The sequence below is a fragment of the Ensifer sp. 22521 genome, assembly GCF_052044795.1.
In the GTDB taxonomy this organism is placed as follows: Bacteria; Pseudomonadota; Alphaproteobacteria; order Rhizobiales; family Rhizobiaceae; genus Ensifer.
In genome coordinates this window covers 1-15,708 of record NZ_JBQENM010000034.1, presented here as the reverse complement: position 1 = coordinate 15,708, position 15,708 = coordinate 1, and the positions used below count along the sequence as shown (strand labels likewise).

Sequence of the window (15,708 nt, the reverse complement as noted above, 5' to 3'; positions counted from 1 at the left end):
GCGTTGGCCAAGGCAAGGCGAAATGGCCAGCGCGTCGATATCGCCTGGGATAGGTCGATATCGGCAGGGGATAGGCGACAAACCCCTTGAATCAGGTGCTTTTCTTGAGCGCCTCGGTCAAATATGACAGTTTCATGACAATCCACGGATGGATATATTTGTAATGCTGGCTTGGTTCCGCAAACTGCTTCCCCGCGAAGACCGCTTCTTCGACCTTTTCGCAAAACACGCGCTCACCGTTGTCGGTGCCGCCGAAGCGCTCGACAGGCTGCTTGCCGGTGGCGACGACATGGAGAAACAGTGCGACCGGATCGTCGCGCTTGAGGATGAAGCGGATCATATTACTGGCGAGGTGCTCCTGGCGGTGCGCCGGTCCTTCATCACGCCCTTCGACCGCGGCGACATCAAGGACCTGATCCAGTCGATGGACGATGCCATCGACATGATGCACAAGACAGTCAAGACGATCCGGCTCTACGAGCAGAAGACATTCGATCCGGGCATGCGCGAGATGGCGACGATCATCGTCCAGGCCGCGCATCTGATCGGCGAGGCCATTCCGTTGCTCGACCGTATCGGCGCCAATCACAATCGCCTTATCGCCATCGCCGAGGAAGTTACCCGCATCGAGGGGCGTGCCGACGAATTGCACGACCTCGGCCTCAAGGATCTCTTCCGCCGTCACGGCGCCAGCAACCCGATGGCTTATATCATCGGCAGTGAGATCTATGGCGAGCTCGAAAAGGTGATCGATCGCTTCGAGGACGTCGCCAATGAAATCAGCGGCATCGTGATCGAGAACGTCTGATGGATGCGACGCTCGCCTTTCCGTTGCTCGTCGGGCTGATCGGCATCGCGCTGTTCTTCGACTTCCTGAACGGTTTGCACGACGCTGCCAACTCGATCGCGACAATCGTCTCGACGCGGGTGCTGAGACCGCAATACGCGGTCATCTGGGCAGCCTTTTTCAACTTCATCGCCTTCCTGTTCTTTGGCCTGCATGTGGCCGAGACGCTCGGCAAGGGCATCATCGATCCCGGCATCGTCACGCCGCTGGTGATCTTTTCGGCCCTCATGGGGGCGATCGTCTGGAACATCGTCACCTGGCTCTTCGGCATTCCGTCGAGTTCGTCGCATGCGCTGATCGGCGGCCTCGTCGGTGCCGGCCTTGCCAGTACCGGCTTTAGTTCCATCGTCTGGACCGGTCTTCTGAAGACCGTCGGCGCCATCTTCATGTCGCCGGCGATAGGCTTCTTCCTGGCCTTGCTCCTGGTGTTGATCGTCTCCTGGATTTTCGTGCGGCAGACGCCCTTTGCCGTCGACCGCACCTTCCGCGTGATGCAGTTCGTTTCCGCGTCGCTCTATTCGCTCGGCCACGGCGGCAATGACGCGCAGAAGACCATGGGCATCATTGCCGTTCTGCTCTTCTCGCAGGGCTATCTCGGTTCGGAGTTCTACGTGCCCTTCTGGGTGGTCATAACCTGCCAGGCGGCAATCGCGCTCGGCACGCTGTTCGGCGGCTGGCGCATCGTGCACACCATGGGCTCGAAGATTACCAGGCTCAATCCTATGCAGGGCTTCTGCGCCGAAACCGGCGGGGCGATCACGCTCTTTGCCGCCACCTGGCTCGGCATTCCCGTCTCGACGACGCACACCATCACCGGTGCGATCATCGGCGTCGGTGCGGCGCGGCGCGTCTCGGCGGTCCGCTGGGGGCTTGCCGGCAATATCGTGATTGCCTGGTTCATCACCATGCCGGCCGCGGCGGCGATTTCGGCGCTCGCCTATTTCCTGATCGATCTGATCTTCTGATCGAAGCGAACAGCGTCTCCCGCTTCAATCGGCGGGAGACGTGCATCATTTCTCGATCCGAGGCGCGGGGCTGTCCCGTCCGCCCTGATGCAAGGTCAGGCTCCCGGCGCGGGTGCCGGTTACGGTGAAGCTGATCTGCGCATCGATAAGCTTCGCAAAGAAACGGTGCTCGGCCTCCGGAAAGATTTCGATCCGATCCTGTCCTGTTGCCTGGGCAAACAGCCGATCGCCATCGCGGAAGATCGTCAGATCGAAGCCGGGCGCCAGCCGATAGGTGCCGACATAGGCGTCATAGCTCGTCGGATCGACGGTTATCGCAGTGCGCCTGACAGTTGCCGGCGCAAGCGGAGCGTTGCGGTTGAGCAGGTGGTGGCCGATATCGTCCACGCCGACCTCGGTCGACGCATTGGAGAGAGCGACGACGCCGACACCGGTCGACGGTCGGTAGCCGACGAAGGATCGGTAGCCGCCGGTCCCGCCGTTATGCCAGATAAACTGCTCGTCGCCCTTGCCCGAGATCACCCAGCCAAGCGCCTGCTGGTCGTCGTCGCCGTTGCCGAGCGGCTGCCGGGTCGCAAGTAACGTGGTGAAGGCTGGCGCCAGCGGCGATGGCGTTTTCCCCATGGCCGCCTCCAGGAATGTCAGAAGATCGTTCGCCGTGGAGCGGAGCGCGCCGGCTCCCTGCAGCGCGTTGAGATCCCAGTCTATCACCGGCTCCAGCGCCGCATTGTGGCCCGTCGCCCGCCTTTCGGCCCAGCCGGGCTGCGACGAGATCGCGGTGTCCTTCATGTCGAGAGGCGCTGTGATGCGGCTGATGACGAGCTCCTCGTAGGAAAGACCGGCCTTCAAGGCGAGCGCGTGGCCGAGAAGCCCGGCGCCGAGATTGGAGTACTCGTGCTCGACGCCAGGGCGTCGCAGCGGCTTGTGATGGGACAGGAAGGCATAAAGCTCTGCTGTGCCGTAGTCCGCATACGGATTGCTTGTGTCTGTCGGGTCCAGATTGCTGGGTAGCCGCGGCAGACCGGACATGTGCGTCGCCAGGTCCTTCAGCGTGATCGGCTCCTCCTTGTCGTCCGGCATCGCCACACCTGGCGGAAGCAACGTCGAGACGGGCGTGTCGAGGCGCAGCGTGCCTTTTTCAATCGCGTCCGCGAGCAACAGCGCGGTGAAGACTTTGGTGACCGAGCCGATCTCGAACACGGTCCGCCCTTCGACCGGGCGCGGGTCACCTTTGGCCGGATGGCCATGCGCTACGATGCGTCGTCCATTGGCATCGATGATTCCGACGACAATGCCGATCGACTGCTGCTGCTTGTCGATTCGATCGGTCAGAATATTCAGGATTTCGGCATCGGTCGGGGCCGTGGAAAGGTTGTCCGTATGGGCGGCGGTGCCAAGTGTCATGGCGACGATCCAGTTCAGAAAGAAGGTCCGCATGATGAGAAGATAGGAAACCAATCTTTGGTTGCGATGGGTGCGAAGCGCATGCCAGCTGATTTCGATCAAGCTTCTGTCGAGACTCGATCGGCAATCGGCGAGATACCGTCGCCGACAGCGATTACGCCGGGGTTGCGGAAACGCTTCACGGATCCCAATAGGGCGGATCGCCAAACGCTTCCTTCAAATGTTGGGCGATGGCTCGGAGCTTGGCGGAGACGCGTCGTCCTTCCGGATGCGCCATGTAGATGAATTCGGGCTCCGGACGCAGCCCGACATCGATCTCACGCAATTGCCCTTCGCGCACCGCGGGGCCGGCGATGAAGGCGGGCAACAGCGCGATGCCGAGCCCGGCGACGGCGGCGTCGTGCATCATGTCGCCATTGTTCATGCCGAGGGCCAGGCGCGCCCTGACGATCGTTGCACCGGAAGGTCCCTCGAACCGCCAATCGGCCGCACCGCGATTGGTGTAGAAGACGCCGCGATGGCCTTCGAGCTCGGTAAGCGACGCCGGTGTGCCGTGTCGTTCAAGATAATCGGGCGAGGCGACGAGCAAGCGCCGGCTTCTGGCAAGTTTCCAAACCATCAGGCGGGAATCGGCGATCACGCCGTGGCGGACAATCGCGTCGTAGCCTTCCGAGGCCGCATCGACCCGCCGGTCGTCGAGATCGAGCGTCAGTTCGATTTCCGGATGGCGCGCCAGGAACGGATAGAGCGCCGGGCCGAGATGCCGGCGGCCAAAGCTGACGGGCGCGGCGATCCGAAGCGGCCCCGTCAGCTGTCCGCGCCGCTCGGCAAGGTCGCTCGCGGCCGCCTGCACCTCGCTGACGATCCTGACGGCGCGCTCGCGGAAGGCGATGCCGTCCTCGGTGAGCGTCAGCTTGCGCGTCGTGCGATGGAGGAGCGTGGCGTTGAGCCCGCGCTCCAGTTCCGCCACGCGTTCGCTGACGACGGATTTCGACAGGCGCAGGCGCCGCGCCGCTTCACTGATCGAGCCAGCTTCGGCGACCGCGACAAAGGCGGTTATTCCCTCGATCTTCACCATCGTTCGACTTTTCCGAATTCGAGTTCCACAATTGGAAGACTAATCCGAACGATCGTTTTCCGCCATAACTGTCTGCATTCGAGGACGACGGTTCCAGCCTACCGAGCCGATCTCCTCTTCAACCCAACAAGAGGACTTTCATCATGTCTCGTTTGCAGAACAAGACGGCACTCATCACCGGCGGCACCAGCGGCATCGGTCTCGAAACCGCACGCCAGTTCATCGCCGAAGGCGCAAGGGTCGCCGTCACCGGCACCAATCCGAAGAACATTGCCGAAGCACGCGCCGTCCTTGGCGAGACAGCTCTGATCATCGAGGCCGATGCCGGCAATGTCGCCGGCCAGGCCGCCGTCGCTGAAAAGATCCGCGCCGCCTTGGGCACGCTCGATATCCTGTTCATCAATGCCGGCATCGCCAAGCTGCAGCCGATCGAGCAGTGGGACGAGGCAAGCTTCGACCGCTCGCTCGCCATCAACCTCAAGGGACCGTATTTCCTGATCCAGGCCTTGCTGCCGGTCTTTTCCAAACCGGCATCGATCGTGCTCAACACCTCGATCAACGCCCATATCGGCATGCCGACCTCAAGCGTCTATGCCTTGACCAAGGCGGGGCTGCTATCGCTCGCCAAAACGCTCTCCGGCGAACTCATCGGCCGCGGCATCCGGGTCAACGCCGTCAGCCCCGGCCCGATCCGCACGCCGCTGCATGACGGCCATGCCCCGACGGTGGAGGAAAACAAGCAGGTTGTTGATGCGATCACTGCGCAGATCCCGCTTGGCCGCTTCGGCAACGCAAGCGAAATCGCCAAGGCGGTCGTCTTCCTCGCCTCCGACGAGGCTGCTTTCACTGTCGGCGCCGAACTGATCATCGATGGCGGCATGGCGACGCTCTGATCACGGCTTAACTCTAACGAACAGACAGAAGCGCCGCGTGTTCAATCGGATGCGCGGCGCTTCCCGTCGTCTTCGGCCGGCCGTTGGCATCGCTGGTTGGGAGGAGTATATTTCTGCAATCTAATGGAATGCATCCAGTCGCAAGAAATCGACATAGACGGAACACCGATCAGATCCCAGGAGGAGACGATGACGAGTGTGAGATGGATGATGAAGGGGCGCGAATTCATACATTGCAACTGCGCCTATGGCTGTCCTTGCCAGTTCAATGCATTGCCGACACAAGGCCATTGCAGCGCCGTCGGCGCCTTCGAGATCGAGGAAGGCTATCACGGCGATACGCGGCTCGATGGGCTTCGTGGCGGCCTGATCGCCGCCTGGCCGGGCGCCATCCACGAGGGGAGGGGGCAGGTAGTGCCGATCGTCGATAGCCGCGCCTCCGCCGAACAGCGCGGTGCGTTGCTGCGCATCATGAGCGGCGAGGATACGGAACCGGGTGCCACCTTCTTCCAGGTCTTTGCGACGACCTTCGAAACCATGCACGATCCTGTCTTTGCCGAAATCGATTTCGAGGTCGATGTCGGCGCGCGCACGGCGCGGCTGAATGTGCCGGGCTGGCTCGTCGCTCGCGGCGAACCGATCCTCAATCCGGTGACCGGCGCCGCCCATCAGGCGCGCATCAATCTCCCCCAGGGCTTCGAATACGACGTCTGCGAAGTCGGGCGCGGATGGGCCGATACGAAGGGGCCGCTGACCTTGGCACTGGCGGACTCGCACGCCCATTTCGCGCGCATGCACCTGACCGAAAGCGGCGTGATCCACTGACGTCGATGAAGGATACGGCGCTCGAAACCCTGCTCAGACGTGATCGCGCCATCGTCGTGGCGGCGCTGATTACGCTGACGGCGATCAGCTGGATTTACGTCCTGTGGCTGGCTTCGGCCATGGACATGGCTGCGCCCCCGGCAGCCTCCGGCACCATGGATATGGGCTCGGGCATGGACATGGAGATGCCCATGGACATGCCGATGAACATGCCTATGGAGGCGCAAGGGGGATCGATGACATCGATGGCGACTGCGGCCGCCGGTCCCTGGACCGCGGCAACCTTCGCCTATGCCTTTGTCATGTGGGCTGTCATGATGATGGGTATGATGGTGCCGTCGGCAACGCCGATGATCCTGCTCTATGCTCGGGTCGGAAGACAGGCGGCACAGCAGGGCAAGCCCTTCGCCGCAACCGGCTTCTTCGCCGGCGGCTATCTGCTGGCCTGGACCTTGTTCGCGCTGATTGCCGTTCTCGGGCAATGGCTCCTGGATCATGCCTTGCTGCTCACCCCAATGCTTTCGAGCGCCAACCAAGCCTTGAGCGGTGCGGTCCTCGTCGCCGTCGGCCTGTTTCAGTGGACGTCGCTCAAGGATCGTTGCCTCAGGCAATGCCAGTCGCCGCTGCTATTCATCCAGAACCACGGCGGATTTCGCCGCGAGGCGGGTGCCGCGTTCGGCCTCGGCTTGCGACACGGCCTTTATTGCGTCGGCTGCTGCTGGGCGCTGATGGCGCTTCTGTTCGTCGGTGGGGTGATGAACGTGTTGTGGATCGCGGCGATCGCCATCTTCGTGCTCGCCGAAAAGGTGGTGCCCGGCGGCCGGCTCCTGTCCCGTGTCGCTGGGGTGGTGCTCGTCATGGCCGGGCTGTGGCAGCTTGCGGCCATGACGTGAAGCTTACAGCACCGCGCGCCCTATCCGGCGCGCAAGATCGCTGTGGGATACGCGGGGCGCCTTAGTCGCTCAGCGTATCGAAGAAATCCTTCATCCGGGCGAAGAAGCCCGTCGATTCCGGATTGTTGTCCTTCGAGGAGATCTGTTCGAATTCCTGCAGCAGTTCGCGCTGGCGCTTGGTCAGCTTCTGCGGCGTTTCGATCTGGATCTGGATGTAGAGGTCGCCGGACTGGGCCGAGCGCAGCACCGGCATGCCCTTGCCCTTGAGACGGAACTGCTTGCCCGCCTGGGTGCCCTCGGGAACCGTGACGCGCGACTTGGTGCCGTCGAGCGTGGTCACATCGAACTTGCCGCCAAGGGCCGCTGTCGTCATCGAGATCGGCACGCTGCAATAAAGATCGGCGCCGTCGCGCTGGTAGAACTCATGCGGCCTGACCGAGAGGAAAATGTAGAGGTCGCCTGCCGGTCCGCCGCGAAGCCCCGCTTCGCCTTCGCCCGAAAGCCGGATACGCGTTCCGTCCTCGATGCCGGCCGGAATGTTGACCGAGAGCGTGCGCTCTTCGGTGACCCGGCCCTGGCCATGGCACTTGCCGCAGGGATCGGTGATCGTCTGGCCGCGCCCGCCGCAGGTCGGGCAGGTGCGTTCGATCGAGAAGAAGCCCTGGGCGGCGCGCACACGGCCGGAGCCATGACAGGTGCCGCAGGTCTTCGGGCTCGTGCCGGGCTTGGCGCCGGAGCCGCTGCAGACGTCGCAGGTGATCGAGGTTGGAACACGGATCTGCGCGGTCTTGCCTGAGAAGGCTTCCTCGAGCGAGATCTCCATGTTGTAGCGAAGATCGGCGCCGCGTTCGCGGCCGCCCGATGAGCGCCGCTGGCGCCCGCCGCCCATCATCTCGCCGAAGATGTCTTCGAAAATGTCGGAGAAGCCGCCGGCAGCGCCGCCGCCGAAGCCGTTGCCCATGCCGCCCTGCTCGAAGGCCGCATGACCGTAGCGATCGTAAGCGGCGCGCTTCTGCGGGTCCTTGAGGGTCTCATAGGCCTCGTTGATTTCCTTGAAGGTCTTCTCCGCTGCCGCGTCGCCGGGGTTCTTGTCCGGGTGATACTTCATTGCGAGCTTGCGGAAGGCGCCCTTTAGCTCCTTCTCGTCGGCGTTCTTGGCAACGCCAAGCGTTTCGTAGAGATCACGTTTCATTCGTCGAAGATTATCCTGTTGGCATGCCAGCGCGAGGGCTCGGCGGCTGCCCGTTTACCTTGCCACCGATTTAGTAAACCTTGAAGCGCGATACCATAGCCCGAGCGGTGGTAGATGCGGTTTTTTGTCGGAAAAGTAACGTTTGCAGCGGCTCGCGGCACTTGTCGCCACTTTTGCCCGTCGCGCCGGGCTGTGCAGATAACAAAAAGCCCGGGCGAACCCGGGCTTTTCGTCTGATCGAAGGGACGGATTAGGCCGAACGCTTGCGGTCGTCCTCGTCGTTGACTTCTTCGTAGTCGGCATCGACGACATCGCCGTCGCGCGCCGCGTCTGCTGCGGCATCCGCATGGGCGGCTTCCGTCTGCTGCGCTTCATAGATCGCCTGGCCGAGCTTCATGGAAACTTCCATCAGCGTGTTGGTCTTGGCCTTGATGTCTTCGGCGTCCGGCTCGGAGGCTTCGACGGCAGTCTTCAGTGCGGCAATCGCGTCGGAGATCGCCTTGCGGTCGGCTTCCGAAACCTTGTCACCGTAATCCTTCAGCGACTTCTCGCTGGAGTGGATCAGGCTTTCGGCCTGGTTCTTGGCTTCGACGCCCTCGCGGCGCTTCTTGTCGGCCTCGGCATTGGCTTCGGCATCCTTGACCATCTTTTCGATGTCGGCGTCGGAAAGACCGCCAGATGCCTGAATGCGGATCTGGTGTTCCTTGCCGGTGCCCTTGTCCTTGGCCGAAACCTGCACGATGCCGTTGGCGTCGATGTCGAAGGTGACTTCGATCTGCGGCATGCCACGCGGTGCCGGCGGAATGCCGACGAGGTCGAACTGGCCGAGCAGCTTGTTGTCGGCGGCCATTTCGCGTTCGCCCTGGGAGACGCGGATCGTCACGGCCGACTGGTTGTCGTCGGCGGTCGAGAAGGTCTGCGACTTCTTGGTCGGGATCGTCGTGTTGCGTTCGATCAGGCGGGTGAAGACGCCACCGAGCGTTTCGATGCCGAGCGACAGCGGGGTGACGTCGAGCAGAAGAACGTCCTTGACGTCGCCCTGCAGAACGCCGGCCTGGATGGCGGCGCCCATGGCGACCACTTCATCCGGGTTCACGCCCTTGTGCGGCTCCTTGCCGAACAACTGCTTCACGGTTTCCTGAACCTTCGGCATGCGGCTCATGCCGCCGACGAGAACGACTTCGTCGATCTCGGCAGCCGAGACGCCGGCATCCTTGAGGGCTGCCTTGCACGGCGCAACGGTGCGCTGGATCAGGTCGTCGACCAGGCTTTCGAACTTGGCGCGCGACAGCTTCATCGTCAGGTGCTTCGGACCGGAAGCGTCAGCCGTGATGAACGGCAGGTTGATTTCGGTCTGCTGCGACGAGGACAGCTCGATCTTGGCCTTTTCGGCAGCTTCCTTCAGGCGCTGAAGGGCGAGCTTGTCGTTCTTCAGGTCGATGCCCTGTTCCTTCTTGAACTCGCCGGCGAGGTATTCGACGAGACGCATGTCGAAGTCTTCACCGCCGAGGAAGGTGTCGCCGTTGGTCGACTTCACTTCGAAGACGCCGTCGCCGATTTCCAGAACCGAGATATCGAAGGTACCACCGCCCAAGTCGTAGACGGCGATCGTCTTGCCGTCCTTCTTGTCGAGGCCGTAGGCAAGGGCTGCCGCGGTCGGCTCGTTGATGATGCGCAGAACTTCAAGGCCCGCGATCTTGCCGGCATCCTTGGTTGCCTGGCGCTGGGCGTCGTTGAAGTAGGCCGGAACGGTGATGACGGCCTTTTCGACCTTTTCACCGAGGTAGGATTCGGCCGTTTCCTTCATCTTCTGAAGGATCATGGCGGAGATCTGCGACGGGGAATAATCCTTGCCGTGCGCTTCGACCCAGGCGTCGCCATTGTCGGCCTTGATGATCTTGTAAGGAACCATGTCCTTGTCTTTTTGCGTGGTCGGGTCCTGGAAGGTCCGGCCGATCAGGCGCTTGATCGCAAAAAGCGTGTTTTCCGGATTGGTGACGGCCTGGCGCTTGGCCGGCTGGCCGACGAGACGTTCGCCGTCGTCGCTGAATGCCACCATCGAGGGGGTCGTGCGCGCACCCTCGGCGTTTTCGATCACCTTCGCGTCTTTTCCGTCCATGACGGCGACGCAGGAGTTGGTCGTTCCCAGGTCAATACCAATAACTTTAGCCATGTCGTTCTCTCCTTGCAGCGGACTGTCGGAACCCGGTCAGGCATTCGTAAGACAGCCCCTAACGGGATGGTCTCAGGATTTCTTCGCAGTCGAGACTGCGCCGATGCGGCGTATATAAGGACCGGCGTTTCGGACTGCAAGGCATTCTGCGGGGCGTTTGGGGGCAAATGCAAGTCCGGGATTTGCCTAGCTAGAAATGGGCTATGCGCGGCTGGTGAGAATGGCACCAGTCGCACGCTTGCAGCGCCAGTCGCGCCGGCTCAACCGCCGGTCAAAATGTCGAAGAGGGTCGTGCGGCGCGTGGCACCCGTCGTCTGGCCGACATCGGCCGGTGGTACGAGACCGCCATTGCCCTGATCGGCGCTCTGGCCATCCCATTCGCCCCCCTGGTCTACCGGGCGCTGCCCCACTGCGACCGCGCCATTGACGCCCACGGGTGCTTCCGGGAAGGCTTCCGGATCGCCGGAGAGCAAGTCGCCGGCCGGTGCGCCTACGCCTTCGTCGAAGACCGGCTGCACGCCCGTCGTGCCGAAGAGCGGCGAGGGCGAGAGGCCCTCGTGGGCCGCCATCATGAAATCGTGCCAGGCCTTGGCCGGCAGGCCGCCGCCCGTGACCTTCTTCATCGACTTGCCATCGTCGTTGCCGAACCAGACGCCGGTTGTCAGGTTCGAGGTGTAGCCGACGAACAGCGCGTCGCGGAAGGATTGCGTCGTACCGGTCTTGCCGGCCGCCTCCCAGCCCTTGAGCTGCGCTTTCTTGCCCGTACCTTTGGTCAGCACACGCACCATCATCTGGTTCATTTCGCTGACGATCGCCGGGTCGAGCACACGCGGCGGGTTGTCGTAGGTGTTTTCGTAAAGCACCGTGCCGTCGGCCTTGGAGATGCGGCGGATGACATGCGGCGTCGCCTTGAAGCCGCCATTCATGAACGGGGCATAGGCCGACGTCAGTTCGACGAGGCTGACTTCGGATGTGCCGAGCGCGATCGAGGCATTGGCCTGCATCTCGGAATCGATGCCGAGGCGATGGGCGACCTTGACGACGTTCTGCGGCCCGACCTCCATCACCAATTGCGCGGCGATAGTGTTCAGCGAATTGGCGAGCGCATCGGCGATCGTAACCTCGCCGCGATATTTCTGGTCGTAATTCTCGGGCGTCCAGTTGCCGATCCGGACCGGGCCGTCGTTGCGGATCGACATCGGCGTGCGGCCGATCTCGAGTGCCGCGGCATAGACGAAGGGCTTGAAGGCAGAGCCCGGCTGACGCTTGGCCTTGGAGGCGCGGTCGAACTGGCTCTCTGCGTAGTCCTTGCCGCCGACGAGCGCCCGGATGGCGCCGGTGCCATCGATCGAGACGAGTGCTGCCTGCGAAGCGTCGAGCTTCTTGCCGTCGGCGTCCAGCGTGGCAGCGATCACCTCCTCGGCCTTCTTCTCGAGATTGAGGTCGATCGTCGTGTCGATGATGAGATCTTCCTTGATCTCGCCGATCATGCCGGGAAGCTGGTCCATCACCATGTCGGCGACGTAGTGCTCGGCGCCTGACCAGTAGCTCTTCGCCTTGGTCGGGGTCTGCGACATCGCCGTCTTGATCTCGCTATCGGTGACGTAACCTTCCTCGCGCATGGCGCCGAGAACGACCTGGGCGCGTTCTTCCGCAGCCTTCGGGTCGCGGGCCGGCGACAGGCGGGAAGGAGCCTTGAGCAGGCCTGCAAGCAGTGCGGCCTCGCCGAGGTTCACGTCGCGCGCCGATTTGTTGAAATAGCGCCGCGATGCCGCCTCCACGCCATAGGCGTTGGAGCCGAAGAACACCCGGTTGAGATACATCGCCAGGATCTGGTCCTTGGAATATTTCTGCTCGAGCCAGAAGGCGAGCAGCACCTCCTGCACCTTGCGTTCGAGCGTGCGCTCGGGCGAAAGGAACAGGTTCTTGGCAAGCTGCTGCGTCAAGGTCGAGCCACCCTGCACCATGCGGCCGGTGGTGAGGTTCGTCAGCATGGCGCGGGCGAGACCCAGCGGATCGATGCCGAAATGCGAATAGAAGCGGCGGTCCTCGATCGCGATGACCGCCTGCGGGATATAGGGCGACATGTTTTCCAGCGACAGCGCTTCGCCGCCGGTGGTGCCGCGATTGGCGATGGCGTCGCCGCTGACCGCAAGGATCTTGACGTTCGGCGGTCGCTCGGGGATCGACCAGCTCTCGGCGCTCGGCATGCGCGCGCCGTAGTAGAGCACCAGGCCGCCGACGCCCATGGCGCCCCAGATGCCGAGCACGATGCACCAGTAGAACAGCGTGCGGACAAGGCCAACAAAGCCGCCGCCGCCAGAGTTGCGCCGTGCGCTGCCGCGCTTGCCGGCTGCCTTCTTCTTGCTGCTGCCCTTCTTGCCGCTGCCCGAGCCGCGGGGTGCCTTGCGGCTGGCGGTCACACGATCGCTGGCCTCGACGCGAAAATCGTCATCATCGTCCTGGTTTCCGCCGAACGATGGCTCGATCCGCTCTCCTGACCTGCCGTTTGTTGCCATGCCGTTTGGATTTGTCCCTCTGCCGTCTGCGGGGCCGATTGGCTCAATCACGACGGTGACTTCGATCTCGACGGCGGTACCGGCGCTCTGCGCCCATCCGCCACGGCGACCGGGTGAACTTTAAATGCGGCAATTTAAGGGGGAGTTAAGAAGCGCATCGTGAAATACGCATGGTCTTCAACAACTTGCGTTTAAGCGACGCGCTGCGCGTGGCAGTGGGTGAGACGTCCACTCCGTTGTGCTAACGAGCCCAATATGGTCGCAACTACTGGATGGAGCTGCGCAGTGGCGTATCTTCGACCGCCACGTTCGATGCGGCAGCACCGGGCTCGGTAAAGTCGTAGAGCCATTGGCTATAGGGAAGCCGAAACAGAACCCGTTTCCCCAGGTGGTTCATCGCCACTTCCTCGCAGTCCTTCGCCTGGTAGGCCTGTCGGTCGCACATGGCGCGCGGGCTGTCCACCAGCCGGTAGTCGTGCCCTTGATAAACGAGCGCCGTCATCGCTCTTAACTTGAAGGAGCCCGGTGGCAGCACGACGAGGCGCAGGCTGGCGATCCAGGTGGCGAGGATCAGGACAACGATGATTGCGGTGGGGACCTGGAGCAATAATTTCATCTGAAAGCCTGCAATTATGGAGAGTGAATATATTTCTTCTAATATTGCTGGTCGTATATCAGGAAAGCTGAAGTAGAGTAAAAAGCTATCAAAGGTTGTGGTTTCCGGCTGGTTACCGCGCCATGCATGGCTTTCGCGTGCCGGCCCGGCGACGAGTTGTTCCCTGGCTCAGGCTCCGATCAGCGGGTCAAGATGGCTCGACCTGACGCTTCGCCTTCACGATTTTGTGCAATGCAAAAATCACGTCTTGAAATTGCTGCGACGCACGATTATTATATGACTTATCGAAGCGCTGCACCTCCTCCCGCGGCGCCCGATGCGGGTCGGTGGCACTCCTCCTCCCAGTCACCGATCAAGTTCGAGAGCCCCGTGTACCTCCTCCCACACGGGGCTCTTTTCATGTCTCGAATACGGCCGTGTTTCCCTGTATGTGGCACCTGTCGTGCGCAATTGGCGGCGCGGCGGGTTCTCGCAGGTATCGGCGCGCCATGACGTCCACCGTCTCACAGGCTTCCAAGGCAAACGGCTACATCTTCACGCTTCTGGCGATCGTCATCTTTTCGATCCAGGACGGGATCTCCAAGCATCTGGGCGCGATCTATCCGCCGGTCTTCGTCGCTATGATCCGCTATTGGGCCTTTGCACTTTTCGCGATTGCGCTGGCTGCGCGTACCAAGGAAGGCCTGAAGATCACGGCGACAACCAGGAGACCGTGGCTTCAGATCCTGCGCGGCGTGTTGCTGCCGACCCAGATCGTCATGGTGATCACGTCTTTCACCTGGGTCGGGCTTGCCCATTCGCAAGCGATTCTGGCGGCGACGCCTCTCTTCGTTGCCCTCCTGTCCATGCCGCTTCTCGGCGAGCGCGTCGGCTGGCGGCGATGGCTGGCAATCTCCGTCGGTCTCGGCGGCGTGCTTCTGATTCTGAAGCCCGCAGACGGCTTGTTCGACCGGACCTTCCTCTTGCCGCTCGGGGCGGCTCTGCTGTTTGCGCTTTATGTCATCGTCACGCGGCTCGTCAGCCGGCAGGATTCGGCGATGACCAGTTTCTTCTACACCGGCGTCGTGGGCGCTGCCGCGATCAGCCTGGTCGGCCCGTTCTTCTGGGTCACGCTCGCGCCGGCGGACTGGGGCTGGATGCTGTTGCTCTGCATCACCGGATCCTCCAGCCACTACTTCCTCATCCGGGCCTATGAGGTGCTGGATGCGGTGGCCGTTCAGCCGCTCACCTACCTCCAGCTCGTCTTTGCCTCAATCATGGGCGTGACGATTTTCAGCGAGACGCTGACGGTCAACATGATCGTCGGCTCCGTGCTGGTGGTCGCCGCCGGCATCTTCACCGTGTGGCGCGAGCGCGTCGTCGCCCGCCGCCGTGCCGGCTTGCCACCGGCCTGAGCTCGACCGGAGACGACTTGCTGCATGTTTCCTTTAATCGTGCCCGATTAAAGGACAAAAACATGCAGTAATTCAAAGTGCTACAGCGACCTTTGCGCGTCTGATAAGACGCGCGGCGTTGTAGGGAAACATGCGGGTAGCGAATCCTGCTATGGCTTCGCCTTATTGTTGTGCTCGGCTGTCGCACGACAAAAGGAGGACTGCCATGAAGCTTCGATCCATCGTCTTCGCTCTCGGCGCGTTTGCAGCGTTGAACGGCGAGGCTCTGGCACAGGAAGGCGTCGCCTATGTCGACGACCGCTCCGACGGGGCAGCTCTCGTCCGTTCGCTCTACAGTGCCATCAACCGCAAGGAATATGCCCGCGCCTACGGCTATTTCGGCGAATCGAAGCCCGCCGGCGGCTTCAAGTCCTTCACCCGCGGCTATGATCGCACCATGTCGGTCGAGGTGAAGATCGGCAAGGTGAAAACGGAGGCGGGCGCCGGCAGCATCTATTCGGCGGTTCCGGTTGCGGTGAAGTCTATCGAGGAGCGCGCGCGGGTCCGGTTCTTCGCTGGCTGCTACGTCACGCGCATCATCAACCCGTCGCTGCAGGTGCCGCCCTTCACGCCCTACCAGGTCGAAGCGGCGCGGCTCAAGGAAGTGAAGGGGCCGCTCGAGCAGCCGCTGCCGACGGTCTGTAACGCGCCCTGAAGTGGTCGAGGGAGCGTGTAGTTCCCCCGCGCCGCAATTCCAGCCAAAGTGAAGCAGGCGATCCCCTTAGATCAATTCATTGTTTCATCGAAACACTGAAGTGTCATAAGTCTTTGAAATTACGCAATTCCGGACGGAAAACCGTTTCACACTTTGGCTGGAATTGCTTGTCTTATGACATTGGCTGCCGAACAGGTCAGAACGGAACCGCTGCG

The 15,708-nt window shown here is 62.2% G+C and carries 13 protein-coding genes; 7 read left to right on the top strand and 6 right to left on the bottom strand.

Going from position 1 to position 15,708, the window contains the following annotated elements:
- The first annotated feature begins 163 nt into the window (after positions 1–163).
- Together ACTJKE_RS32150 and ACTJKE_RS32145 are read left to right on the top strand one after the other, a co-directional pair.
- Complete coding sequence (locus tag ACTJKE_RS32150; protein WP_057247754.1) at positions 164–808, top strand: DUF47 family protein; 645 nt, start codon at positions 164–166, stop codon at positions 806–808.
- Positions 808–1,812 (top strand): inorganic phosphate transporter, encoded by a 1,005-nt coding sequence (locus ACTJKE_RS32145; protein WP_057247755.1) that lies wholly within the window; start codon positions 808–810, stop codon positions 1,810–1,812. Before ACTJKE_RS32150 ends, ACTJKE_RS32145 begins: the two co-directional genes overlap by 1 nt.
- A gap of 45 nt (positions 1,813–1,857) precedes the next feature.
- Here ACTJKE_RS32145 and ACTJKE_RS32140 read toward each other — a convergent pair whose 3' ends face one another.
- Together ACTJKE_RS32140 and ACTJKE_RS32135 are read right to left on the bottom strand one after the other, a co-directional pair.
- The gene (locus ACTJKE_RS32140) at positions 1,858–3,318 is read right to left on the bottom strand and encodes a serine hydrolase (protein WP_440693490.1); all 1,461 of its coding nucleotides are present in this window, start codon (positions 3,316–3,318) and stop codon (positions 1,858–1,860) included.
- Positions 3,319–3,394: 76 nt separating this feature from the next.
- Positions 3,395–4,294, bottom strand: a complete 900-nt coding sequence (locus tag ACTJKE_RS32135) for a LysR family transcriptional regulator (protein WP_058328321.1) — start codon at positions 4,292–4,294, stop codon at positions 3,395–3,397.
- A 143-nt stretch (positions 4,295–4,437) separates the two neighbouring features.
- Between ACTJKE_RS32135 and ACTJKE_RS32130 the strand changes: the two genes are divergently transcribed.
- The 3 genes from ACTJKE_RS32130 to ACTJKE_RS32120 all read left to right on the top strand — a co-directional run bounded on the left by ACTJKE_RS32130 (position 4,438) and on the right by ACTJKE_RS32120 (position 6,905).
- Positions 4,438–5,187, top strand: a complete 750-nt coding sequence (locus tag ACTJKE_RS32130) for an SDR family oxidoreductase (protein ID WP_058328320.1) — start codon at positions 4,438–4,440, stop codon at positions 5,185–5,187.
- Between the two features lie 189 nt (positions 5,188–5,376).
- Positions 5,377–6,012, top strand: a complete 636-nt coding sequence (locus ACTJKE_RS32125; protein WP_058328339.1) for a DUF1326 domain-containing protein — start codon at positions 5,377–5,379, stop codon at positions 6,010–6,012.
- Positions 6,013–6,017: 5 nt separating this feature from the next.
- Positions 6,018–6,905 carry a DUF2182 domain-containing protein gene (locus tag ACTJKE_RS32120; protein ID WP_440693488.1) on the top strand — a complete coding sequence of 296 codons (888 nt, stop codon included), beginning with the start codon at positions 6,018–6,020 and terminating at the stop codon, positions 6,903–6,905.
- Positions 6,906–6,966: 61 nt separating this feature from the next.
- On the opposite strand, the gene dnaJ is transcribed toward ACTJKE_RS32120, so the two are convergent.
- The 4 genes from dnaJ to ACTJKE_RS32100 form a co-directional block, all read right to left on the bottom strand.
- Positions 6,967–8,097 carry a molecular chaperone DnaJ gene (gene dnaJ / locus ACTJKE_RS32115; RefSeq protein WP_058328318.1) on the bottom strand — a complete coding sequence of 377 codons (1,131 nt, stop codon included), beginning with the start codon at positions 8,095–8,097 and terminating at the stop codon, positions 6,967–6,969.
- Positions 8,098–8,347: 250 nt separating this feature from the next.
- Positions 8,348–10,270 (bottom strand): molecular chaperone DnaK, encoded by a 1,923-nt coding sequence (gene dnaK / locus ACTJKE_RS32110; protein ID WP_057247762.1) that lies wholly within the window; start codon positions 10,268–10,270, stop codon positions 8,348–8,350.
- A gap of 260 nt (positions 10,271–10,530) precedes the next feature.
- The gene (locus ACTJKE_RS32105) at positions 10,531–12,789 is read right to left on the bottom strand and encodes a transglycosylase domain-containing protein (protein ID WP_058328317.1); all 2,259 of its coding nucleotides are present in this window, start codon (positions 12,787–12,789) and stop codon (positions 10,531–10,533) included.
- Between the two features lie 265 nt (positions 12,790–13,054).
- A complete protein-coding gene (locus ACTJKE_RS32100) occupies positions 13,055–13,405 on the bottom strand; it encodes a hypothetical protein (protein WP_057247764.1) in 351 nt (116 codons plus the stop codon).
- A 488-nt stretch (positions 13,406–13,893) separates the two neighbouring features.
- On the opposite strand from ACTJKE_RS32100, the gene ACTJKE_RS32095 reads away from it, so the two are divergent.
- Together ACTJKE_RS32095 and ACTJKE_RS32090 are read left to right on the top strand one after the other, a co-directional pair.
- Positions 13,894–14,799, top strand: coding sequence for a DMT family transporter (locus ACTJKE_RS32095; RefSeq protein WP_113512242.1), 906 nt, complete (start codon positions 13,894–13,896; stop codon positions 14,797–14,799).
- A gap of 205 nt (positions 14,800–15,004) precedes the next feature.
- Positions 15,005–15,493: a hypothetical protein gene (locus tag ACTJKE_RS32090; RefSeq protein WP_058328316.1), complete on the top strand. Its 489-nt coding sequence runs from the start codon at positions 15,005–15,007 to the stop codon at positions 15,491–15,493.
- Positions 15,494–15,708 lie beyond the last annotated feature (215 nt).